General features: G+C 69.3%; 20 protein-coding genes. 9 read left to right on the top strand and 11 right to left on the bottom strand.

What is annotated here, in order from left to right; translation table 11 throughout:
- Positions 1–81: 81 nt before the first annotated feature.
- Positions 82–1,332: a serine hydrolase domain-containing protein gene (locus tag AOZ06_RS25020; protein WP_236952393.1), complete on the top strand. Its 1,251-nt coding sequence runs from the start codon at positions 82–84 to the stop codon at positions 1,330–1,332.
- Between the two features lie 5 nt (positions 1,333–1,337).
- Here AOZ06_RS25020 and surE read toward each other — a convergent pair whose 3' ends face one another.
- Together surE and AOZ06_RS25010 are read right to left on the bottom strand one after the other, a co-directional pair.
- Positions 1,338–2,111, bottom strand: coding sequence for a 5'/3'-nucleotidase SurE (gene surE, locus AOZ06_RS25015; protein WP_054291631.1), 774 nt, complete (start codon positions 2,109–2,111; stop codon positions 1,338–1,340).
- Positions 2,108–3,061 carry a PfkB family carbohydrate kinase gene (locus AOZ06_RS25010; protein ID WP_236952392.1) on the bottom strand — a complete coding sequence of 318 codons (954 nt, stop codon included), beginning with the start codon at positions 3,059–3,061 and terminating at the stop codon, positions 2,108–2,110. Before AOZ06_RS25010 ends, surE begins: the two co-directional genes overlap by 4 nt.
- 101 nt (positions 3,062–3,162) lie before the next feature.
- Here AOZ06_RS25010 and AOZ06_RS25005 point away from each other — a divergent pair, with 101 nt between their 5' ends.
- Entirely contained in the window at positions 3,163–3,828 is a 666-nt protein-coding gene (locus tag AOZ06_RS25005) for an HAD family hydrolase (protein ID WP_054291629.1), read from the top strand.
- 476 nt (positions 3,829–4,304) lie between these two features.
- The gene (locus AOZ06_RS25000; protein WP_157233229.1) at positions 4,305–5,522 is read left to right on the top strand and encodes an MFS transporter; all 1,218 of its coding nucleotides are present in this window, start codon (positions 4,305–4,307) and stop codon (positions 5,520–5,522) included.
- Here the strand turns inward: AOZ06_RS25000 and AOZ06_RS24995 are convergent.
- The 5 genes from AOZ06_RS24995 to AOZ06_RS24975 all read right to left on the bottom strand — a co-directional run bounded on the left by AOZ06_RS24995 (position 5,515) and on the right by AOZ06_RS24975 (position 10,394).
- Entirely contained in the window at positions 5,515–5,805 is a 291-nt protein-coding gene (locus AOZ06_RS24995; protein ID WP_054291627.1) for a hypothetical protein, read from the bottom strand. The genes AOZ06_RS25000 and AOZ06_RS24995 overlap by 8 nt on opposite strands.
- A 184-nt stretch (positions 5,806–5,989) precedes the next feature.
- A complete protein-coding gene (locus AOZ06_RS24990; protein WP_054296899.1) occupies positions 5,990–7,270 on the bottom strand; it encodes a hypothetical protein in 1,281 nt (426 codons plus the stop codon).
- Positions 7,271–7,445: 175 nt separating this feature from the next.
- Complete coding sequence (locus AOZ06_RS56630) at positions 7,446–8,231, bottom strand: hypothetical protein (protein WP_157233228.1); 786 nt, start codon at positions 8,229–8,231, stop codon at positions 7,446–7,448.
- A gap of 325 nt (positions 8,232–8,556) precedes the next feature.
- Positions 8,557–9,363 carry a polyphosphate kinase 2 gene (ppk2, locus tag AOZ06_RS24980; protein WP_054296898.1) on the bottom strand — a complete coding sequence of 269 codons (807 nt, stop codon included), beginning with the start codon at positions 9,361–9,363 and terminating at the stop codon, positions 8,557–8,559.
- A gap of 95 nt (positions 9,364–9,458) precedes the next feature.
- Positions 9,459–10,394, bottom strand: coding sequence for a LysR substrate-binding domain-containing protein (locus AOZ06_RS24975; RefSeq protein ID WP_157233227.1), 936 nt, complete (start codon positions 10,392–10,394; stop codon positions 9,459–9,461).
- A 163-nt stretch (positions 10,395–10,557) separates the two neighbouring features.
- Between AOZ06_RS24975 and AOZ06_RS24970 the strand changes: the two genes are divergently transcribed.
- Entirely contained in the window at positions 10,558–11,400 is an 843-nt protein-coding gene (locus AOZ06_RS24970; RefSeq protein ID WP_335338419.1) for an NAD(P)H-binding protein, read from the top strand.
- A 20-nt stretch (positions 11,401–11,420) separates the two neighbouring features.
- Here AOZ06_RS24970 and AOZ06_RS24965 read toward each other — a convergent pair whose 3' ends face one another.
- Positions 11,421–12,260, bottom strand: coding sequence for a helix-turn-helix domain-containing GNAT family N-acetyltransferase (locus AOZ06_RS24965; protein ID WP_054291625.1), 840 nt, complete (start codon positions 12,258–12,260; stop codon positions 11,421–11,423).
- A 100-nt stretch (positions 12,261–12,360) separates the two neighbouring features.
- Here AOZ06_RS24965 and AOZ06_RS24960 point away from each other — a divergent pair, with 100 nt between their 5' ends.
- Entirely contained in the window at positions 12,361–13,683 is a 1,323-nt protein-coding gene (locus AOZ06_RS24960; RefSeq protein ID WP_054291624.1) for an FAD-dependent oxidoreductase, read from the top strand.
- 107 nt (positions 13,684–13,790) lie between these two features.
- Here AOZ06_RS24960 and AOZ06_RS24955 read toward each other — a convergent pair whose 3' ends face one another.
- Positions 13,791–15,023, bottom strand: a complete 1,233-nt coding sequence (locus AOZ06_RS24955) for a lipase family protein (RefSeq protein WP_157233226.1) — start codon at positions 15,021–15,023, stop codon at positions 13,791–13,793.
- 208 nt (positions 15,024–15,231) lie between these two features.
- Here AOZ06_RS24955 and AOZ06_RS24950 point away from each other — a divergent pair, with 208 nt between their 5' ends.
- Genes AOZ06_RS24950 through AOZ06_RS24940 form a run of 3 tightly spaced genes read left to right on the top strand, consistent with a single transcriptional unit; the run spans position 15,232 to position 17,802 of the window.
- Positions 15,232–16,044, top strand: coding sequence for an NmrA family NAD(P)-binding protein (locus AOZ06_RS24950; RefSeq protein ID WP_054291622.1), 813 nt, complete (start codon positions 15,232–15,234; stop codon positions 16,042–16,044).
- Positions 16,045–16,057: 13 nt separating this feature from the next.
- Positions 16,058–17,005: an ATP-binding cassette domain-containing protein gene (locus AOZ06_RS24945; protein ID WP_054291621.1), complete on the top strand. Its 948-nt coding sequence runs from the start codon at positions 16,058–16,060 to the stop codon at positions 17,003–17,005.
- Positions 17,005–17,802: an ABC transporter permease gene (locus AOZ06_RS24940; RefSeq protein ID WP_054291620.1), complete on the top strand. Its 798-nt coding sequence runs from the start codon at positions 17,005–17,007 to the stop codon at positions 17,800–17,802. The genes AOZ06_RS24945 and AOZ06_RS24940 overlap by 1 nt, the downstream gene beginning before the upstream one ends.
- Before the next feature lie 25 nt (positions 17,803–17,827).
- On the opposite strand, the gene AOZ06_RS24935 is transcribed toward AOZ06_RS24940, so the two are convergent.
- Both AOZ06_RS24935 and AOZ06_RS24930 read right to left on the bottom strand, forming a co-directional pair.
- Positions 17,828–20,947: an ATP-binding protein gene (locus AOZ06_RS24935; protein WP_236952391.1), complete on the bottom strand. Its 3,120-nt coding sequence runs from the start codon at positions 20,945–20,947 to the stop codon at positions 17,828–17,830.
- Positions 20,948–20,981: 34 nt separating this feature from the next.
- Entirely contained in the window at positions 20,982–21,890 is a 909-nt protein-coding gene (locus AOZ06_RS24930) for an SAM-dependent methyltransferase (RefSeq protein WP_054291619.1), read from the bottom strand.
- A gap of 90 nt (positions 21,891–21,980) precedes the next feature.
- Between AOZ06_RS24930 and AOZ06_RS24925 the strand changes: the two genes are divergently transcribed.
- Positions 21,981–22,580, top strand: coding sequence for a TetR/AcrR family transcriptional regulator (locus tag AOZ06_RS24925; RefSeq protein WP_179950838.1), 600 nt, complete (start codon positions 21,981–21,983; stop codon positions 22,578–22,580).
- The last annotated feature ends 5 nt before the right edge of the window (positions 22,581–22,585 follow it).

The following is a 22,585-nucleotide window of genomic DNA, read 5'->3' as shown; positions in this document are numbered from 1 at the left end:
CGGTTTGTCCACCACCAGGTCGTCCTCGGAGTCCCGGCATCTCTGGTCGGCCGTCCTGATCTCGCCTCCGGCTTCGGCGTTGTGCTTCAGGTCGCTGTGCTGGCCGACGGGAGGATCCACGACGAGGCAGCGGGCGTGCTCAGCCCGCGCACACGAGTCGGGACCACCACCGGCGCGGTGTTCAAGATCGGCTCGATCACCAAGATCTGGACGGCCACGCTGATCCGGCAACTGGCGCACGACGGGCTTCCGGGGCTGGACGATCCCGTTCGCGACCACCTGCCCGGTTTCCGGCTGAGCGACCCGGACGCCACCGCGTCCCTGACCACCCGCCGGCTGCTCACCCACACCAGCGGCATCGACGGCAACCACTTCACCGACACCGGTCACAACGACGACGCGATCGAGAGGTTCGTCGCCACACTCGCCGACGAGGACCACCTCCTCCCGCCAGGCACCATCTTCTCGTACTCCAACAGCGGGTACGTCGTGCCCGGCAGGCTGGTGGAAGTGCTGCGCGGCAGGCCTTTTCACGACGTGCTACGCGAGCACCTGGTGACACCGCTCGGCCTGACCACGGTCGCGACCAACACCTACGAGGCGATCCTGCACCGCGCCGTGGTCGGCCACGTCGACGCTGACGGGAAACTCGTGCCCACGAAGAGGTGGGCGGTCTCCTACCACGCCGCGCCCACCGGTTCGTATCTCGCGATGACCGCACGCGACCTGGAGTTCGTCCGCCTGCACCTCACCGACCACACGCTCGCGGCGCTGCGCGAACCTCAGCTCGACGCCGTTCCGGGCTTCGCTGGGGGCGTCCTCGGCTGGATGCTCTACCGGGACGGTGTCGTCGGCCACGCCGGCGTGTCCAAGGGCCAGAAGGCTTTCCTGCGCGTCGCCCCATCGGCCGGCGTCGCGGTGGCCGTTCTGACCGACAGCGCGGGCGGTGAGCCACTGGCCCATGAGATCATCACGGCGGCACTCGGAGACCTCGCCGGCGTGAAGACGGCGCCGGTGTGCGTACCGCCCGCGAACCCCGTTCCGATCGACGCGAACCGCATGTGCGGCACCTACCGCACCACCCTGTACGACATCACCCTCGCTGTCGAGAACGGCCGAGCGTTCCTGATCTACCGTGCACGCAACGAACTCGCGCAGTCCTTCCTCGGCAAACCGGAGGACCGGGTCGAGGTCGTACGTCTCAACCACAGCACGATCATCACCGCCGAACCGAAGTTCGACGGCCACCAAGTCCTGTCCCTGGTCGGCTCCGACGAACACAGCCGCGCCCGTTTCCTGCACAACGGCGCCGCCGCGTACCGGATCGCCTGACGACTTCACCCCCGGATCCCGAACCTCGTGTTGTCCTCGACGATCGAGCGGATCGCGGTGACAGTGGGCCGTCCTTGGGCCAGCAGAGCCGCGTCCGTCCCGGCTTCCAGCTCACCGTCCACTTCGACCGCCCTGAGCTGGATGGCGTCGTCGCCGACGCGTGTGACTTTCGACTGCACCCGGCCGTAGGTGGCCAGGGTCGCCCACTGCGGTTCGCTGTCGTCACCGAGGCTTTGGGTGTTGGGAACATTGAGGTTCAGCACGCAGCCTTGGTCAAGCCGGGCGATGTCCGGCAGAAGCCGCCGCACCACCTCCGCCGCGGTGCTCCAATGCGCTTCGCCCTGCTGCGCCAAGCCGACGTCGAGGGAAACCGCCAGTGCGCGTGCTCCGTGCAGACCGGCTGTCATCGCGGCGCCGACCGTGCCTGAGTGCAGGATGGCTCGTCCTACGTTGGCGCCACGGTTGATGCCCGACAGCACGATGTCCGGGCAGTCGCCGAATCCCTCATCGACAGCCGCCAACACGATGAACGCAGGATGCGCGGCCACAGCGTACGCCTCGACGCCCCGCAGGCCAGGCAGTTCGCGCCGCTGGACCATCACGTGCCGGTCCGCGGCGGCCGCGGTGAGCCCCGCGCTCGTGCCGCTGGCTTCTTCGGCCGGAGCGGCGATGACCGTGTGCCAGCCCAGGTCGACCGAGCACTGCGCCAGCGCCGCCAGACCGGGGGAATCGATGCCGTCGTCGTTGGTGACCAGTACTCGTGGGGACGACGCTGTCATTTCTTCTTGTCCTTGTCGAGCCGGTCGATCGACACCTGGGCCGCGAGTGCGCGGATGGCGTCGTTGCTGCCCGTGCCCAGCCCGTGCCGGGTCACGTTGATCGCTCCAGCGGCGGCGCCGAGCCGCAGGGCGTCCATGGTGTCCATGTCCTGGGCCAGTCCCGCGGCGATCGCCGCCGTCATCGAGTCACCGCCGCCGCGGCTGTCGACCGGTTCCAGCGATGGCGCGTCCACAGTGAACGATTCGCCGTCCAGCAACACCAACGCGGGCCGCGCGGCACGCGAGATCACCACCAGCCGAGCACCGCAATCCGCGATCTCGCGTGCGGCGTCGAGCAGGTGGGGAACGGAGTCGCTCTTGGCACGTTCGTCGTCGATCAGCTCTTCGTGGCTGACCTTCACCACGGCCGGGCCGCCCTTGAGCGCCGCGGCGAGCCGGGGCCCGGCGAGGTCCACCACGACCTGGCAACTGTTGGAGGTGAGGTCCTTGGACAACCGTTCGTACACCGACGTGGGCACGACCAGTTCGTTCTGCTCGCCGCTCGCCCCGCTCAGCACGGCGATGCCCGCTTGCAGCGCTGTCACCACCGTCAGCTCGTAGAGGTCGTCGAGCTCGTGCCGGGTGAGGGCATCCGGCGGCATCTCGGCCACCTCGCTGCGGCTACCGTCCCGCCGGTCGTGCACGTACGCACCGTTGCGCGCGGCGACCGGTCGTTCGAGTACCTCGATGTCCTGCCCGCCGACCAGATGCCGCAGCACATCACCCACCTCACCCCCGAAGGTGCAGCACAACACGACGTGCGTACCCAAGGCTGAGATCATCCGCGCCTGCCAGATGCCCTGCCCTCCGGGATGCAGGTGCAGGTCAGGCGTACCATCGGCCTGCTCGATCGTCACGGTCAGCTGAGGTGACGGCGCGAACACCGCCACCTTTTTGTCTGAATTGCCCACCTTTGCCTTGTACCCCGTAACCACGTCCCGCACACCCGGGAATGCGGAAGTACATAGTGGACAGCTGGTTGGGGCCGGATGTTTCCGGGTAGCCGTCAACCGTGACCGACTCCGCCATAGCCGTCCTTGACGTCGACGGGACGCTGATCGACTCCAACTACCAGCACGCGCTCGCCTGGTACCGGGCCTTGCGCTCGGTGGGCGAGACCTATCCCGTGTGGCGGCTGCATCGGCTCATAGGCATGGGCGGCGACCAGCTGGTCACAGCTCTGGGCGGCGAGGACCTGGAGCGCAGGGTCGGCGACCAGGCCCGGAAGCAACAGGGCAAGGAGGTCGACGCGCTGCTCGAGGAGATGGCACCCTTGCCCGGCGCCCGCGATCTGCTCCTGGCCATCAAGGAACGCGGTCACCGGCTCGTGCTCGCCAGTTCCGGCCAGCAACGCCACGTGGACGCCTTCCTGGACAAGCTGGACGCCCGTGACATCGCCGAGGCGTGGACCACCAGCGCTGACGTGGAGTCGTCCAAACCGGCGCCGGACCTGCTGCAGGTGGCGTTGAAGAAGCTGGGCGCACCGCCGGACGCGTCGAGCGTGATGGTCGGCGACTCCGTGTGGGACGTGAAGGCGGCGAACAACGCGGGGATGCCCGCGATCGTCGTCCGCTCCGGCGGCTTCGGCGACGACGAGTTGCGGGAAGCCGGTGCCATCTCGATCTACGACACCCCGGGCGACCTCGCACAGGCGCTGGACGACACCCCCCTCGCCTGATCCGCTCCCGTGCAGGGATCGAGCTCGGCGTCTGCCTCACCGGCGTCGGCCCGCCAGGGCGTTGGCTGGATCCCGACGGATGAAGTCCTTCAGCCGCAGGTGCTCGCCCAGTCTGAAAACGCCGTCGGGATCTGGACTCATAACGTGCTGTTCGCCAGAATGTTGGGCATATCCGCAGGGTCAGACATGCGCCCTCGATCATGGGAGGGAGGTCGACGTGCGCAACCGCGACTTCTGAGAGTGAGCAGCCGCAGGCAAACGCGCACTGGAACCGGTCAGTGTGACGATCCGCGAGCGCGTGAGCACTGCGGCGAACCAGGATCGCCTGCGGCAACCCCATGCCGTGGGCGATCTGTCGCATTCGGGAACCGCCACGGGATGGCGTGGCCGTCCACTATGGTCTCCCGTGATCCGGGACGCCGGGGTTTGCCTGTACGGTGAGCCGGGGGTTCCACATCCGGGGGGAAGGAAACGTGGTGAGGCATGCGCCCCGGCGTGAGGTGTTTTCCTCGTCGGAGTTCCGCGCGGTGTGGATGGCGGACCTGCTTTCCGTTGCCGGGGACCAGATAGCCCGTGTCGGCCTCGCCGTCCTGGTCTACACCCGGACGAACTCGGCCGCGCTCACCGCGCTCACCTATGCCCTGACATTCCTGCCCGCGTTGTTCAGCGGTCCGTTGTCGACCGTCGCCGACCGTGTCCCCCGCCGCAGCTTCATGGTCACGGCCGATCTCGCCCGTGCCGTCCTCGTCGCGTCCATGGCCGTCCCTGGCGTCCCATTGCCCGCGCTGTCAGTGCTTCTGCTGCTGACCCAGATCCTCGATCCCCCGCACGCGGCGGCCCGCAGCGCCGCGCTGCGTGACATTTTCCCGATGAGCGCGGCCGATCCGGACGACACCCGCTATCGCAGCGCGGAAAGCCTCCGCACAGTCACCTCCCAGATCGCGCAACTCGCCGCCTTCCCGTCCGGCGGACTTCTCGCGGCGCTCAACCCGCAGGTAGCGTTGGCCGGGAACGCCCTCACGTTCGTCGTTTCGGCCGCCCTGGTCGGGTTGTTCCTCCGCCGAATGCCACCAGCCGCCGAAACGCGCAAGTCCACCTACTGGAAAGCCGTCCGCGACGCCCGTGGCACGCTCCGCGACAATCCCCGGATACGCGCGATAGCCGCGATGGCGGCGTTGGCCGGTCTCACGGTCGTTCCGGAAGGCCTCGCCATCCCCTACACCGCCGATGCGGGCGCAAGCCCCGCCGCCGCGGGCTTGCTGATGGCCGCCGATCCACTGGGCAACACGCTCGGTGCCGCCGTTGTCCCATTTCTTTCAGCAAAACTGCAGCAACGGATCATGGCGCCGTTGATCGCCGTCACCGGAATCCCGCTTCTGTTCGTCGTACTGACGCCGCCGCTGCCCGTGGCCGCAGTTCTGTTCCTGTTCTCCGGCGCGTGCGGCGCCTACCTGCTGATGAACAAGACCACGCTGAACACACTCGTACCGGAATCGCAACGCGCCGGCCTGATCGGACGGGTCCGCGGCCGGGTCAACGTCTCACAGGGAGTCGTGATCGCCGCCAGCGGAGCCGTGGCCGGCTGGATCGGCCCCGCGCCCACCATCGCCGTCGCCGGTCTGCTGTGCCTGGGCACCGGAGCTTGTGTGACGGTGATGTGGCACCGTGCAGTCCAGCGCGAGACGGCTAGTTGATGATCACATCGGCCAGCACCACCGAGTGCCCGTTGTCCGGATACTCCGCCGCGATCCCCTCATGCCAGAAACCGGCCGCGTCGGTGTAGTGGAAATGGATGATGTGCACGGGACCGGAGTCCTTCGCGCTCTCGTGCACGACGAAGAACCCGCCGACACCGGTCGCGTGCGCACCCAACGCCTCCTGGAGCGCGTCCAGCGATTCTTGGGTCAGCACGCCGATGAGAACTCGCGGCCGCTTGGGTTTGGGGAACTCTGTGCCTACGGTTGTCGGCTCCGACATGGATACTCCCATCACATGATCGTCCACAGTAGACTAGATCGGGATGGACGGAGAATCGTCCGGATGTGACTGTCGTCCGGCCGGAACGCGGGGTTCAGGAGCATCGGGGCAGTCTTTGGGGCGGCGGATCAGGCACGCCTGGCCCTGGCCGAGCAGGCACCGGCCAGGACCAGACGTCGTCCTGTTACCCGCCGGTTCGCTTCGTGGACTGCTTTTCGACGATGTCGTGCAACTGCCCGGTTCGGGCATTGGTACCACTGTCGTGCTGCGTCCGGGACGCCGCCTGCGGGCCGGTGCAGCCGGTGACCGGGTAGCAGTCGTCAGGGTGGTTGCCGGCCAACTCGGCCGCGTTGGTCAGCGTCACCTGTCCGTCGATGTTGTAAACACCACCGCCGAGAGCAGGGCCGGCGTAGCCGGGGCCGAATTCACCGGCGGTGTTGTCCGTGATTCTCCCGCCGTCGACGGTGAGAGTTTCCGTCAACACCAGGATTCCGCCGCCGATGCCGCCGATGCCACCTCGAGCCAGATACGGCGCGCCGGGACCTGGGACACCACGGTCTCCGCCACGTCCCGCGCGGTTGCCGGCAATGGTCGAAGCGGTGATGGTCGAATTCATCGGCCGGCCCTCCGTGGCGGAGACGTACACCCCGGCCCCTGCCCCACCGCTGCCACCGTCGCCCGCTGCGCCCTTGTCGACGCCTCCGTTGCTGCCCTGAGGACCGTCAGCGGTGACGTTGCCGGAGATGTCGCTGCCGGTGATGCGAAGAGTCGCGTCACGAAGAATGGCGACACCGCCACCAGCGCCTGATGAGCCGGACCTGGCGCCGGGCTTCGTGCCGGCACCGTTGCCACCACGGCCACCGATACCGGTGGCGTTGTTGGTGATCGAGCTGTTGTTGATCGTCACCGTGCGAACCGCGTACGCGAAAATGCCGCCGCCCCAGCCACCCTGGCCGCCCCAGCCCGCGCTCGTGGTGGCAGTGGCGTCGGCGCCGGGAGCGCCCGCACCGGCGGCGTTACCGGTGATGGTGCTGTTGTTGACGGTCAACGGACCCCAGGTGTCGATACCGCCGCCGTCCTCACCGAAGTTCCCGCCGCCAGAGGAGTCGGTACCAGTGGCATCGGGGACGTGGCCGCCGGTGATGGTGATGTTGTTGAGAGTCAGGTCGCGGCGGTTGGTGATGATCCTGAACCTGGGGGCGTCCGGAAGCCGCCGGATGGTGGCGTTGTTGCCGTCGATGGTGAGCGTGTCCTCGATGGCGGGCAGCCCAGCGGCCCACCGGCCGGGAACCGGCTCGGTCAGCGTGTAGACGCAGTTCGCCGCCAAGGACAACGTGTCCGGCTCGAAGTAGGAAGCATTGGCAGTGTGGACCGCTTCGATCAACGCGTCCGGATCACAGGGGACGTCGATGGTGCCGGCGTGAGCCGCGGGCGCGGCGAGAGCGAATGCCGCGAGAACGGTCACCGTGGTGACAGTGAAGTGTCTTCGGAACGGCGACATAGAGGCGCCTCTCAGGTCGTGGATGGCAGACCACTGGAGCAGGCGGGAACTGGGCACGTCCGGACGCCGAGCCGTACTGCTCGCGCCGGACGTGCGATCACCCCCAAGCGTGTCGGTATTCGCCTCGGATCCCTTTGCCTCAAGCTTTTGAGACCCGGAAACGCGAAACCTTCACACACAGTGACCCTATGACATCCAGCTTGTCACCTCCGTCGGATGTGACCCACATCACGAACGTATGTTCGACATCCGGCTGCCCTACGTCAGAGGCAGGTCTTTGACGTGGATGTAGCGGAACGCGGACACGGCGACCCCCCGCCCTCGCGATACGTGCCCGGAACCGTTGGGCGAGCGCAGCCGCCACGCGACGAGACTCATACCTTCGCGGCTGCGTTGTCTGTTGCTGACCGCTTGCAGCGGCCAGCGTGATACATAAAGCGTTGCGCCACTTGCCGAACGAACACATGAGAACCATTTCTGCCTGGTGGCGTTCCTCGTCATGACGCGACGCGGGACGCCTCCGTGAACACACCGTTGCCGTTGTTGGTGAAGTGCCGGACCGTGCTGCCCTGTCGCGCCGTTCGATTACTCCGGCGTCCGGTACGCCGTCGAAATTGAGCAAAGGCGTGTGACGGGACGGGTCGAAGCTGCAGACGTTCACCGGCCCCGGCCGCAGGATTTCGTCCTTGCTGTTGAGGAAGGACGCTATCCGGGGAGACTGGTCCCTGGATGCCCAGATGTCCTGCAATCCGTCGCTGTCGAAATCGACGGTCCGGATCGTGCTGGGGAAGGCGATGCCGTCGTACTGGCGGATGAACACGAAGCCGCGCAGCACGAACAGGCTGCCTGTGCTGCTGGTGAAGTCGAAACCGGTCAGCACGGGGTCGTTCGCGCCCTTTCCGCCCAGATCCACCGCGACACCCATGGCCGGGCAGTACGGGGCCCCGGGTGTTCGGTGACGTGAAGCTGTGGTTGCGCGGTGTTTCGTATGTGCCGTCGGGTCTGCTGTATTCGACTGTGACGGTGCGAATCGGATTGTTGCCGACCGGGCCGAGGTCACCCGGTCCGCGGTACCGTTTCCGTCGAAGTCGCCGTGGATCGGTGGATTCCTGTTTCCCGCCAGCGCTGGTCCCGGCCCAGGCAAGCGGCAGTGCCGGCAGCACGCGACCCGCATTCGCCGGGCCGATCGCCGTCAACCGGGTCGCCGTCTCCTACGACAGCCGGGGGACAATTTCGCCCTGCACATGGCCTCAGTCCAGCAACGAGGCCGCGTAGTCGGGAACGTACATCTGCTGGTCTCTTGGTGGTCGTTGGTATCCCGTCGAGGCAGGCCGGGCCGGGAGCTTCAGCGCCGGCCGTCGCACCTCGTGGTACGGGATCCGCGACAGCAGGTGGGAGATCATGTTGAGGCGCGCGCTTCTCTTGTCCTCGCTCTCCACCACGTGCCAGCGTGCTTCGGAGATGTCGGTGTGCACGAACATCTCGTCCTTCGCCCGGGAGTAGTCCTCCCACCGGGTGATCGATTCGAGGTCCATCGGCGAGAGCTTCCAGCGCCGCATCGGGTCCTCCAGGCGCGCGCGGAACCGGCGCTCCTGTTCCTCGTCGCTGACCGAGAACCAGTACTTCAGCAGCAGGATCCCGTCTTCGACGAGCAGCCGCTCGAAGATCGGGCACTGCTGCAGGAACCGCCGGTACTCGTCCGGCGTGCAGAACCCCATCACCCGCTCCACGCCCGCCCGGTTGTACCAGCTGCGGTCGAACAGCACGATCTCGCCCGCTGCCGGGAGGTGCTCGACGTAACGCTGGAAGTACCACTGAGTGCGTTGCCGTTCAGTGGGTTGGGGCAAGGCCACGATCCGGGCCACGCGCGGGTTGAGGTATTCGGTCACGCGTTTGATCGTGCTGCCCTTGCCTGCCGCGTCACGTCCTTCGAACACCACCACGACACGCGTGCCCTGAGTGCGTACCCACTCCTGCATCTGGACCAGTTGGGCCTGCAGGTCGAACAAGGCGGTTTCGTACACGGCGCGGGGCACGCGCTTCTTCTTGCCCACCATGACCTCCTTCAGCGGCTGGATCACATCCTCACACCTCCGGCGAGATGCCGCTGGGCCGACGGCCGGGAGTGTCCCATCAGGACCGACACCGTGGTTCAGCTTCCGGGCGCCCCGGCTGTCCGGCGGACGGCGCCGCGCAGCCAGTGGTGTGCCCCGTTGGCGGCGTGCCGGGGATGCCACGCCATGCCGATCTTGAGCGGCGGCAGCGTCACGGGGATCTCGAGCAGATGCAGGCCGAGCGCGGTGGCGGGTTCGGTGAACGGCGAAGGGGCGGCGTCGGCCAGCGCGGCGGGAACGAGGCAGACGACGTCGCTGCGGGCGGCGAGGATCATCGCGGCCAGGTGGCCCGGCAGGACGGAGGTGACCCGCCGGCTGAGATCGTGCTCGGCCAGCGCGGTGTCCAGCGGACCGGTGAACCGGCCGCGGCGGCTGACCGCGACGTGGTCGGCGGCGGCGAGCCGGGCCGGGGTCAGTGGCCCTTCGGTGAGGGGATGGCCGAGCCGGACGGCCGCCATCATCCGGAGGGTGACCAGCGGCTCGACGTGGGTCTCGGGGTCGACGTGGTCGATGGACCCGATCTCCAGGTCGATGCGGCCGTCGCGGAGTGCCGGCCCGGCCTCCAGCTCCTCGGCCCGTACGCGCAAGGACACGCCGGGCGCCTCCTGCCGGGCCAGCTCCAGCAGGCCGGGAGCGAGCGCCGCGCCGATGATGTCGGCGGTCTGCAGCGTGAAGGTCCCGCGCAGGGCGGCCAGGTCGACGCCGCTGCCGGGGGTGAGCAGCGCTTCGAGGCGACGCACCACCGTGGCGGCTTCGTCACGCAAGGCCTGAGCGCGGGGCGTCGGGACCAGAGCCTGTCCGGCGCGCACCAGGAGAGGGTCCCGCAAGAGACGACGGAGGCGGGCGAGGGTGCGGCTCATCGCGGCAGGCGACGTGTGCAGACGGGCAGCCGCGCGGGTGACGCTCTGCTCGGCGAGCAGGGCGTCCAGCGCGACGGCGAGATTGGCGTCGATGACCGGATCTGAGGTGTTCACCAGCATAATTCCATTTCGAGCAATGATCCCGTGCTGAAGTTCCCATTGTGGCAACACGGCGGCGCTCCACAGGATGGGGGCATACCCGATCCGTCGTGTTCCGAGAGGTTTTCATGATCGTCATCACCGCCCCACCGGGAACATCGGCCGCCACCTGCTGCCCATGCTGCTGGAGTCCGCCCCCGCCGCCGGCGAGGACCTGCGCGTGGTCGTACGCGATCCCGCCCGGCTCCCGGACGGGGTACGCGAACGCGTCGAGGTGGTCACCGGGTCGCACGGCGACGCCGCGGTCGTCGACCAGGCGTTCGCTGGCGCGGACGCCGTCTTCTGGCTTGTTCCCCCGGACGGCTCGTTGTCCCAGGAAGACGCCTACCGCGGCTTCACTGCCCCCGCCGCCAAGGCGCTCGCCCCCCACGGCGTCGGCCACGTCGTTGGCGTCTCCGCGCTGGGCCGTGGCACGCCACAAGCCGACCACGCCGGGCTCGTCACCGCGTCCCTCGCCGTGGACGACCTCATCGCCTCCTGCGGCGTGGCCTACCGGGTGTTGGCCAACCCGTCCTTCTTCGAGAACCTCCTGGAAGAGGCCGACTCGATCCGCGGGAGCGGTGTCTTCGGCGACACGGCCGACGGCGACCGCAAGGCGCCCTTCGTCGCCGTGGCCGACATCGCCGCCGTGGCTGCCGGCCTCCTGCTGGACCGCTCGTGGACCGGCACCGGCAGCGTTCCCGTCCTCGGGCCGCAGGACCTGTCCCCCAACGACTTGGCGCGCATCATGACCGAGCAGCTCGGCCGCCCGGTTCGCTACGAACGCGAAACACTCGAGGACATGCGCGCCAGCCTCCTCAGCTACGGCCTGAACGAGGATTTCGTCCAGGGCGTGGTGGACATGAAGCGCGCCAAGGACAACGGCCTCGACAACGGCGTCACGCGCACCCCGGACACCGCGTCCCCCACCACCTTCGAGCAGTGGTGCGCCCACACCCTCAAGCCCGCCGTCACTCGCTGAGCGTTCACCGGGACCAGCGGTTACTTGACCGGTGTGCGTCGTTCGATCAGGACGGTGTCGTGCCAGACGCCGTCGAGTCGGGCGATGCGCTCGCGGATTCCCACGGTTCGATAACCGGCGGCGTGGTGCAGTCCGACGCCGGCGCGGTTCTCGGTGAGGACCGACGCCTGCAGCGTCCAGAGCCCGTCAGCGTCCGCGGCGTTGACTTGCTTGTGCAGCAACGCTTTCCCCACTCCCCTGCCGCGATATCCGTCGCCGACGTACACGGCCGTCTCGGCCACTCCGGCGTAGCTGTCGCGTGTGGACACCGGGGCGGCGGCGGCCCAGCCGACCACGTCACCGTCGATCTCGGCTACCCAGCGGTGACCGGGCAGCCAGTTCGCGTCCAGGCTGGCCCGGCTGGGCACCGCGGTCTCGAACGTCGCGATTCCCGTGGCGATGCCTTCGCCGTAGATCCGCCGGACCGCCGGCCAGTCCCCCGGTTCCAGCGCGCGGACGGTGACGTCGGCGGGAACGTCGTCAGGGCAGCACGGGCGCGGGGCGAGCATGCCCATCACGGCGTCGGCGGCGTGCGGCAGCCCGGCACAGCAGGCCTCGTTGACGGTGACGATCGTGGCCGTCCCCTGCTTGGCCAGGCGCACGAAACCCACGTCGGCGAGCTTGCGCACGTGGTGCGACGTGGTGGACTGGCTCGTGCCGAGGATTTCGGTCAGCGCACCGACTGTGATGCCTTTCGGGCTGGTGGCCACGGCGTGCAGCAGCCGTACCCGGACCGGCTCGGCGAGGCACGCGAACCACTCGGCGTAGGTGGCAGCCTCCTGACTGGGCAGGACCTGGGCTCGGGGCAAGGCGATCGGCATGCGATCAGTCTATCGACTCGAATCGATGGTTGTGTTCATCGATGACGATCGATACTCTCCTCTCGATTGATCGAGACAGATCGATGAAAGGGGTATCGACATGAGCGACCTGCCCGTGGTCGTGGTCGGCGCGGGGCCGGTCGGCCTGGCCGCCGCAGCCGAACTGGCCGGACGAGGACAGACGGTGCTGGTGTTCGAACGCGGCGCCCACGCGGGCGCGGCGGTGGCGCAGTGGCACCACGTCCGGCTGTTCTCGAAGTGGTCACAGCTGGTGGCGCCCGCCGCGCGGCGCCTGCTTGAGCCACGGGGATGGCGGGCCCCGGCGGGCTATCCGACCGGCGAGGAGTGGGCACGGCTGTACCTGCGTCCGTTGGCCGAGGCGCTCGGCGACCGCGTCCGGTTCGGCGCCGAGGTCGTCGGTGTCGCCCGCCGGGACCGCGACCGTGTCGTGGACGCCGGACGCGACTCGGAACCGTTCACCGTGCACGTCCGCGCGAGCGACGGACGCGAGGAGCGGATCACCGCGCGGGCGGTGATCGACGCGTCCGGGACCTGGAGCGTGCCGAACCCGCTCGGCGGTGACGGGCTCCCCGCCATCGGCGAGGCGGCCGCGAGCGACCGGATCGGCTACCGCGTGCCGAACCTGACCGACGCCGAGGTGGCCGCGCGGTACGCGGGCAAGCACGTCGTGATCGCGGGCAGCGGCCATTCCGCGCTCACCGCGCTGGTCGCGTTCGCCGGGCTGGAGTCGCCGGCCCGGATCACCTGGCTGCTGCGCCGGGGCGCGGCCGGCACGGTGTTCGGCGGCGGAGATGCCGACCAACTCCCCGCCAGGGGCGCGTTGGGGATGCGGGCGAAGGCCGCGGTCGAGGCCGGGCGCGTGCAGGTGGTGACCGGATTCCGCACCGACGAGGTCGAGCGCGCCCACGACGGCAGGCTGGTGCTGCGTTCCTCGGCAGGGCAGCGGCTCGACGCCGTCGACGAGGTCGTCGTCCTGACCGGCTTCCGCCCTGATCTGGCGTGGCTGTCGGAAGTACGGCTCGAACTGGACGCGACGCTGCAGGCACCGGTCGCGCTGGCGCCGCTGATCGACCCGAACGTGCACTCCTGCGGCACCGTCTACCCGCACGGGGTGAAGGAACTGTCGCACCCGGAAGAGGGTTTCCACCTGGCGGGCATGAAGAGCTACGGCCGTGCACCGACGTTCCTCGCGCTGACCGGCTACGAGCAGGTCCGTTCCATCGCCGCCGCGATCGCGGGCGACCTCGAATCCGCCGGCCGAGTCGAGCTGACGCTGCCGGAAACCGGTGTCTGCGGCGGATCGGGCGTGTTCGACGTGTCCACTGAGGAGGTGTCGTCCGGCTGCTGTGGCATTCCGGCCAACTCGGAGCCTTTGACGCTGTCCGCGCCACCCAGCCGGTGAGGCGATGACTCCTGCCGCAGCACGGCACCTGGGCGCGGATCATCCGGACGCCCTCGCTGCCCGGCGCCTCCACCGGTCCCCGGGCTACCGGTGGAGGCGGCTGGTGATCAGGCGGTGCCGCAGTCGTTGCGGGCTGGTTTTCCGTTCAACCGGTCGGCGAGGAAGGTGAGGGCGTCACCGGCGCCGGCGACCTCGCCGATGATGTGCCCGGCGAAGGGCATCCGTACTTTCTGCACTGTGCCGCCGCTGGCGCAGTACTTCCGGAGCAGTCGATCGGCTGCCGCCGTGGGCACGAATTCGTCGGCGAGGCCCTGGTAGTTGTAGAAGGGGACGCGGGGTGTCTTTTGCCCGGCGTTGTTCGTCGCGAAAAGAAATTTCGCCTGCGGTGATTCGGTGATGTTCGAGAGGGTGGTGTACTGCTCGATTCGCTCGAACGGGTGGAACACCGCCACGTCCAGGGTGCACGCGTCGGCATTGTCGGCGAAGAGTTTCCGGCCTTTGTCGTTGAGGACCGCCTCGACCCCCGCTTCGGGATATGCGCGGGACAGTCCGATGATGCCGAGGACCAGCAGCCCTGACCCGAGACCGCCGTTGTTGTGCTGGAACATGTCCTTGAAGTCGGCGGGAACTCCGCCTGCCGCCGCGCCGACGAGATTCAGCTCCGGCGCGTACGAGGGCTGTTGCTCAGCGGCCCACGTCGTGGCGATTCCGCCGCCGGAGTAACCCCACAGCGCCACGGGCGCGTCCTGGGCGAGCCCGGTCGGCCGGTAGTTGCGCACAGCGCGGATTCCGTCGAGGATCGCGTGCGCGGACTGTGGCCCGTCGAGGAAGTCCGCCCTGGGCCCGAGGTAGTCGGAGTAGACGACGGCGTATCCCTTGAGCAGCGCGGGCAAGGACATGCTCAACTCGTAGGTCGACGCAGGCGTGGGAGCTTTCAGGCCGACTTGCAGGGTGTAGGAGGGCTGGCAGCGAGTGGACAACGAGTCAACGGCGAGTTGGTACGACACCAACGGCCGACTGCCCTGACCGGTCCACGGCTGATCCGGCACCAGCACTGTGGCGGCCTCGGCGACCGGTTTGCCGTGGCTGTCGATGGATTTGTACAACACCTGGTGCGCTTTCACCGGCAACGGCAACACGAGGTAGATGGCGGTGATGGGCCGCGAACGCAGTACGGTCCCGTTCGGGCTGGATTCGTAACCGGGTGCCGGGACGTAGAACGGGTCGTCCTTCGGCAACGGAATGCCCGCGTCACTGGCCGAGGGAGCCGCTTCCGCCGTTCCCACCGCACCGGTGAGGACCACCACCGTGGCGAGCATCGCGCTCAGAATTCGTTTCAAGTCCGGGGCTTCCTTTCAGAAATGCGCCCCCTCTTTTGTTGTCGGCACAGTATGTTCCCCGCGACTCGAGCTTGTCTGCTGGCACGAAGGCCAAAGAAATCGCCGCCAGGATTGTGCACGATGACAGCGAGCGGCGGCTAGCGGGTGCTAGATCGCGTCTAGCGCCCAGGGGTTGTCCGACAGACGACGACAACCTCTAGGAGCGAACATGACCATCCTGGTGACCGGCGCGACCGGCAAAGTGGGCCGCCACATCGTCGACCACCTGCTGTCCACGGGGCAGCAGGTGCGGGCCCTCACCCGCGATCCCTCGGCGGCGAACCTGCCCGCCGGGGTGGAGGTGGCGCGGGGCGACCTGTCCGACGCGGCCACGCTGGCTCCCGCGCTCGAGGGCGTCACCGCGCTGCACCTGATCACGTTCGCCGGTTACCAGGACCTCACCAACGGCGAGGAACTGGTCGAGCTGGCGCGCAAGGCCGGGGTGCAGCGGGTGACCGTGCTGCGCGGCTGGGACGAGACCTCGGTGCAGGAGGCGTTGCGCGCCAGTGACCTGCCATGGACCCACGTGCAGGTGGTGGAGTTCATGGGCAACGCACTGGAGTGGGCGCCGGGCATCCGGGACGGGGGTGTGGTGCGGGAGTTCAGCACGGCTCCCAGTGCGCTGATCCACGAGGGCGACATCGGCGCGGTCGCGGCGACCGCGCTGACCGAGGACGGGCACGCGGGCAAGGAGTACCTGCTGACCGGCCCGGAGGCGCTCACCCCGGCGGAGCGGGTGGCGATCATCGCCAAGGCACTCGGCCGGGACGTCCGGGTGGTGCAGCTGACCGAGCAGGAGCTGCGGACCCAGTTGAGCGGCCAGGGCTACTCGGCCGAGGACGTCGAGTTCGCCGTCCAGCTCGGCGCCAACCCGCCGCAGGTCGGCCAGATCGTGCGGCCCGACGTCGAGCAGGCGACCGGGAAACCCGCGCGCACGTTCGAGCAGTGGGTCGCCGAGAACATCGACGCGTTCCGCGCCTGACAGGAGAACACAGATGCACGCCGTCGAGACCACCGGACTGGTCAAGACCTTCGGCGACAACCGCGCGGTCGACGGCGTCGACCTGCGGGTGCCCGCCGGCACCGTCTACGGGCTGCTCGGCCCCAACGGTGCGGGCAAGACCACGACCGTCAAGATGCTCACCACACTGCTGCGCCCGGACGGTGGCCAGGCCACCGTGTTCGGTCACGACGTCGTCGGCGAGGCCGACGTGGTGCGCCGCCGGATCAGCCTCACCGGCCAGTACGCCTCCGTCGACGAGGACCTGACCGGCACGGAGAACCTGGTCCTGCTCGGGCGGCTGCTCGGCCACGGCAAGACGGCCGCACGGGGCCGGGCGCACCAGTTGATCGAGGCCTTCGACCTGACCGACGCGGCCGACCGGCAGGCCAAGCACTACTCCGGGGGCATGCGGCGCAGGCTGGACCTCGCGGCCAGCCTGGTGTGCACCCCGGACCTGCTGTTCCTCGACGAGCCGACCACGGGTCTCGATCCACGCAGCCGCGGCCAGGTCTGGCAGATCGTCCGGACGCTGGCGGCGGCCGGGACCACGGTCCTGCTGACCACCCAGTACCTGGAGGAGGCCGACCAGCTCGCCGCCAGGATCGCGGTGATCGACCACGGCCGGGTGATCGCCGAAGGCACGCCGGGCCAGTTGAAGTCCCAGGTCGGCGCGGGCTCGCTGCAGGTGCGGGTGCGTGACCTGGACCGGCGGGCCGACGCGGAGCACGTGCTGCACCACGTCTTGGGACGTCAGGTCGAGCAGAGCGACGACCCGGCGGCGCTGACCGTGCGGCTGGTCGCGGGCCAGGACCCGAACACCCGGGTCGCGACCGTGCTCACCGAGCTGGGCGCCAAGGGGATCGAGGTCAGTACGTTCGCGCTCGGCCAGCCCAGCCTCGACGAGGTTTTCCTGGCCCTCACCGCCCCGAAGGAGCAGTGATGAACCTGCAGACCGTGTTGCTCGACGGCACCCGCCCCCGGCCGCCGAGCCCGCCCACCGCGTCGGTCGTGTTCGGCTGGCGGGCGATGCTGAAGATCAAGCACGTGCCCGAGCAGCTGTTCGACGTCACGCTGATGCCGGTCATCACGATGCTGATGTTCACGTACCTGTTCGGCGGCGCGCTGGCCGGATCGCCTGGGCAGTACCTGCAGTACGTGCTGCCCGGGGTGATGGCGATGAGCGTGGCGATGACCACGATGTACACCGGCACCGCGCTCAACATCGACGTCACCAAGGGCATCTTCGACCGGTTCCGCACCCTGCCGATCTGGCGGCCCGCGGCGTTGGTCGGCGCGCTGCTGGGCGATCTGGTCCGCTACGCGCTCGCCTGCGCGGTGATGATCGGCCTTGGGTCGGCGCTCGGCTACCGCCCGGCCGGCGGGGTGCTCGCCGTGCTCGCGGCGGTGGGTCTGCTGCTGGTGTTCTCGTTCAGCTTGTCCTGGGTGTGGACGATGCTCGGTCTCGTTGTCCGCAGCGAGAAGGCGGTGCAGGGCATCGGCATGATGGTGATCATGCCGTTGGTGTTCCTCAGCAGCGTCTTCGTGCGGCCGGAGACGATGCCGGGCCTGGTGCGCACGCTCGTCGAGCTCAACCCGATCACGCACTTGGTCGACGCCATGCGCGGGGTGCTGTCGGGGAACCCCGACAGCGGACGGATCGGTCTGGTGCTGGTCTCGTGCGCCGTGCTGATCCTCGTTTTCGGGTCCCTCACGATGCGCCGCTACAACCGGCGATGAGCTGGGCCCAGCCTGTCGCCTGGTCTCACCGAGACCAGGCGACAGGCTCGTCCGGCCGGTACCGGCAATGCGCGCCGGTGGTGACTGAGGCCCGCAGGTGAGCCGCCAGTTCGGGGTGTCGCTTGGCCAGTCGCTGCAACGTGTCGCGAATGCGGTTGGTCACCGCTTTGCGTGCCCGCTCGGCCTCGTCGCCGAGCCTGCGGGAGCGGCCACCGAGGCCGACGGCACCACGCAGTTGTTCGATCAGCGCGTGCCGCTCCCGGTCCAGCTCGGCCGCGCGGCGGTCGGCCCCGCGAGCCGCGGCCCGGTCGATCTCCTCGTCGAGGTCGGCGAGCCTGCGCTGGTAGGCGGCTCTGGCCTGGTCGTCGAGTACGGCGTCGCCGCCGAGCCCGCGCGCGGCGACCACGACCTCGCCGCCCTCGGGGCTGAGCAGCCGCACGGCGGGTATGTCGGTCCCGGGCGCGCCGATGAGGACGTGCAGGTCCCGCAATCCCTTCGCGTCGGGCAGGTGCACTGTCCGGCCCGCGAACCCGAGTGTCCACACTCCACTGTCCACACGGAAAACATTGGCCGGCGCGTCGCGCACCGCCACCGCGGGCCGGGTCGTGAAGTGGGCCATGCCCAGGTCGGCCGCTTCCGCGGCCACCTCGTCGAACAGGGCGGCAGCGGCGTCGGCGTCGCCGGGGCCGGACCTGGCGAGCAGGGTCGTGGCGAGCCGGAACCGTGCTTCGACCACCCACGGCCGGGCCCGCAGCCGCTCGGCGGACTCGCACGCGGCGGTGAACCCGGCGATGGCCTCGTCCCAGCGTTCCTGCGCGGCGTCGAGCACGGCGGCCCAGAGCACCATCGGGCCGTCCACGATCAGCGTCGCGGTCACTGCCCACAGATCGATGTGGGGCGCGATCGCCGCCCTGGCTGCCGCACACCGCGCCGGGTCACCGGACAACGCCGCGGCCTGGGCGTGGTAGCGCAGCAGCAACGGCTCGAACCAGCGCAGGAATCGGCCCTTCTTGGATGACGTCGGCGTCGCTTCGGCGAGGTCGGCGAGTACGCCCGGATCACTGCCCCGGTGCGCGGTGGCGACTGCGCGCAGCAGGCGGTACTGGAGCCGGTCGGCGGTGCGCATCGCGTCGAGCAGTTCGTCCACGCGGTCCGAGCGGCCCTGGAGCAGTTCCACGGACCAGAGCTGGATGTCACGCAGGTCCATGCGGGGCAGGTGGGGCTGCTCGCCGAGCTCGTGGGCGGCATCGGCGTAGGCGCGGGCGTCGTCGAACCGCCCGGTCACGGTCGCGACCAGGCAATTGCTCACCAGCGCCTCGTGGCGGAACAGGGGCTCGTCGCCGTCCTCCGCCATGGCCACGAAGGACCAGTGTTCCGCGAGGTACCCCGGGTCGCCGAGTTCCAGCAGCGCGCCGATCCGCCACGACGCCGCCTGCAGTTCCAGTTCCCGGTCCCCCGCGTCACGGGCGAGCGCGGTCATCTCTTCGGTGAGCCGCAGGCGTGACTCGGCCGTGCCCAGCTCCCAGAAGGCGGCCAGCTGCGACTGCAGGCTGGCTTTGAGCGTGTCGTAGTCGTTGTCCCGCCTCGCCGATTCGACGGCGTGATCGATCAGCTCCCGCGCGGCGTCGTCGAGCGACGGCGTGGTGTCGCCGGTGACCAGGTCGCGGTGCGCCTCGTGCACCACTTCGCCGAGCATCCCTTCCACGCCGTCCATCCCGCGCACGTTCATCAGCGACATGGCGATCAGGGCGAGCAGGTCCGGGGCGTCCCGGTCACGGGCGAGGGCGATGGCGTCGGTGTAGAACCGGCGGCCCTCGGCGGCGTCCCCGGCCAGGTAGCGTGCCGTGCCGAGTTCGACCGCGATCTCCACCCACCGCTTCGGCTGATCCTTGACCAGGTCAAGCGCACGCCGGTAGTGCGCGGTCTCTTCTTCGGTCGCCAGCCGGTGGTTCGCGTCGCGCGCCGCGGCGAGCAGGTGCTCGACCGCGACCGCTGGGGCCACGTGCGGCACCGCCAGATAGGCGTGCCTCGCACGTTCGGCGGGCAGCATCGGGGTGCCGGCCGCCGCGTGCACGACCGCCGCGTGCCGTGCGCGGAGGTCGTCCGGTTCAGCGGCCGCGGACAGCGATTCCCGGACCAGGTCGTGGATGAACGTGAACCGGCCGTCGGCCGCGGGCGCGATCAGCCGCGCCGACGCAGCTTGCGTGAGCAATCCGGTCACCTGCGGGATTTCCAGGTCCACGCAGGCCGTGAGCAGGTCGGCGGCGAACTCGCGGCCCAGTACGGCAGCCGTGGTGAGCAGGTCCGTGACGGCCTCAGGCAACCGGCCGAGCCGCCGGGCGATGACCGCGTCGACACCGGGGGCCATGGCGGTGATGGACGTGCCGCCCTGCCAAAGCCGGGCGAGCTGCTCGACGAAGAACGGGTTGCCGCCGGACCGGCGGTCGATCTCAGCCACGAGGTCCGGTTCGGGTTCGGCACCGGTCGTGCGGGCGATCAGCGCGGCCACCCCGGCCGTGTCCATGCCGGTGAGCGCGAGCGAGGTCGCCTTCGGCAGCAGCGGCGCCATCGCCGGTTCGAGCTCAGCCATCTCGGCGTCACGGTAGGTGGCCACGACAAGCAGCCGTTCGAACCAGGTGTGCTGCACCACGAAGGCCAGGAGCCGCACCGAGGCGGGGTCGGCCCAGTGCAGGTCCTCCAACGCCACCACCACCGGGCGGTCGCGGGACACTGTGACCAGCAGCGTGGTCACCGCGTCGTAGAGCTCGAACTCCTCAGTCTCCTCCGCGCGGGCCTCGCCGAGCAGCACGCGCAGCGCCGGCCCCACGGCCGCGCTCGCCTCGGCCCACTCCGCCGGAGACATCCCGCGCCGCAGCGTCCGCACGACCTGAACCCACGGCCAGTAACCGGGTGCGCCCGCACCCTCCCAACAGGACCCACCGACGACCACGGCACCCGCGCGGGAGGCGAGCGCGGCGGCGTTGGTGACCAAGGTGGTCTTGCCGATCCCCGGTTCCCCGGTGACCAGCACCAGTCCGCCGTGGCTGTCGAGAGTCCTGGTGATCGCGTCACCGAGCAGCCCCGCCTGGCGGTCACGCCCGATCAGCGCCCCAGCCTGGCCGCCAGCCGTGTCTACGCCACCCACCTGCGAAAATCTACCCGACATCCGGTGGCCGCGGTCATCCAGGCGCCGCGTCGAGGACACCTTTGACGTAGAGCACGTCGCCCATGCGCAGGTCGTCGTCCTCGACGGGTGGGAGGAGGTTGGCGGCCAACAGGTCTCGGACGCTGATCGCGTTCAGCGACCACCCGAGACCCGTCAGGTACGGAGCCGCTTCGTTGCGTTCACCGAAGTACCGCAGCCTCGCCATGTCTATGTCGAAGCTGTGCGCGCGCCAACGCTCGGAGATGCGGTGCAGGTGTTCCTTTGTCCTGTCCTCGTCGCCCGGTCGCGGGTTGGGAATGTTCTCGGTGGCCACACGGCTTTCCGGCGCGCTGAGTCCGGTGATGGTGTCGAGCAGGCGGTCCTGCGCCTCGGGCGGCAGGTAGCCCAGCAGGCCTTCGGCGCTCCACACGGTCGGCTCAGCTGGGTCGAATCCGGCGGTGCGCAGTGCAGCGGGCCAATCGTCACGCAGGTCGGCCGCGGCCACCCGGCGGTCGGCGGTGGGCACAGCGCCCAAGTCGCTCAGTGTGCGTGTCTTGAACTCCATCACCTGCGGCTGGTCGACCTCGTAGACCACGGTCCCGGCTGGCCACGGCAGCCGGTAGGCGCGGGAATCCAGCCCTGAGGCCAGGATGACGGCCTGCGTGATGCCCGCGTTCGCCGCGTCGAGGAAGAACTCGTCGTAGAACGTGGTCCTTGTCTCGGCTATGTCGATCCAGCCGTGCTCGAGCGACGCTTCGCCGGTCGCCAGGCGGGTGAACAGGTCGACGCCGACCGCCCGGACGAGCGGTTCGGCGAACGGGTCGTCGATGAGCGAACGATCCTCGCGGGTCGCCATCGCTCTGGCCGCCGCGGCCATGGTGGCGGTCGCGCCGACGCTGGACGCGAGGTCCCAGGTGTCTCCCTCGTATCTGCTGGAAGCCATGTCTCCCACTGTGTCTCCGCATTCCGTTCGACCTGGACCGACCGGTGGACCGTAACGTCCACTGCCCGTGACCTGTCTGAGGTGAGAGCGGTGACCGCTCGTTTGCCTCACACCTCGCGTTCCGATGCCCGGGACAGCCGTGACCGCATCCTCGACGCGGCCGGTGCGGTGTTCCGCACCGGCGGTTTGGACGTCCCGGTCCGGGAGATCGCCCGGCGCGCCGAGGTCGGGCCGGCGACCGTCTACCGCCACTTCCCGACGAAACAGATGCTGGTCGCCGAGGCGTACACCGGCCACGTGCGAGCATGGCGATCCGCCGTGGACGACGGGCTCGTCGACCCCGATCCCTGGCGCGGCTTCCGCGTCGCTGCCGAGAGGCTCTGCGAACTGCGAGTGCGCGACCACGGCTTCACCGCGGCCGTCAAGTCCGCCTACCCGCGTGCGATGGACTTCGCCGCCATCCGTGCGTGCTCGCTGACCTCCGCGGCCGAGTTGATCCGCCGTGCCAAGGACACCGGCCGTCTGCGGCCCGATGTCGTCCTCGACGACCTGATCCCGATGATCATGGCCAGCGACGGCATCCGCGCGAGGACGCCGGGAGCGCGGATCGCGGCGTCCCGGCGCCTCGCCGCGCTCATGATCCAAGCGTTCCAAGTGCCACCGGGAGCCCTCCCGGGCGCGCCCGCCTAGCCTCC

It is taken from the genome of Kibdelosporangium phytohabitans, assembly GCF_001302585.1.
In the GTDB taxonomy this organism is placed as follows: domain Bacteria; phylum Actinomycetota; class Actinomycetes; order Mycobacteriales; family Pseudonocardiaceae; genus Kibdelosporangium; species Kibdelosporangium phytohabitans.
The sequence above is the reverse complement of the archived record's forward strand: the minus strand, read 5'-3'. Positions and strand labels throughout refer to the sequence as shown.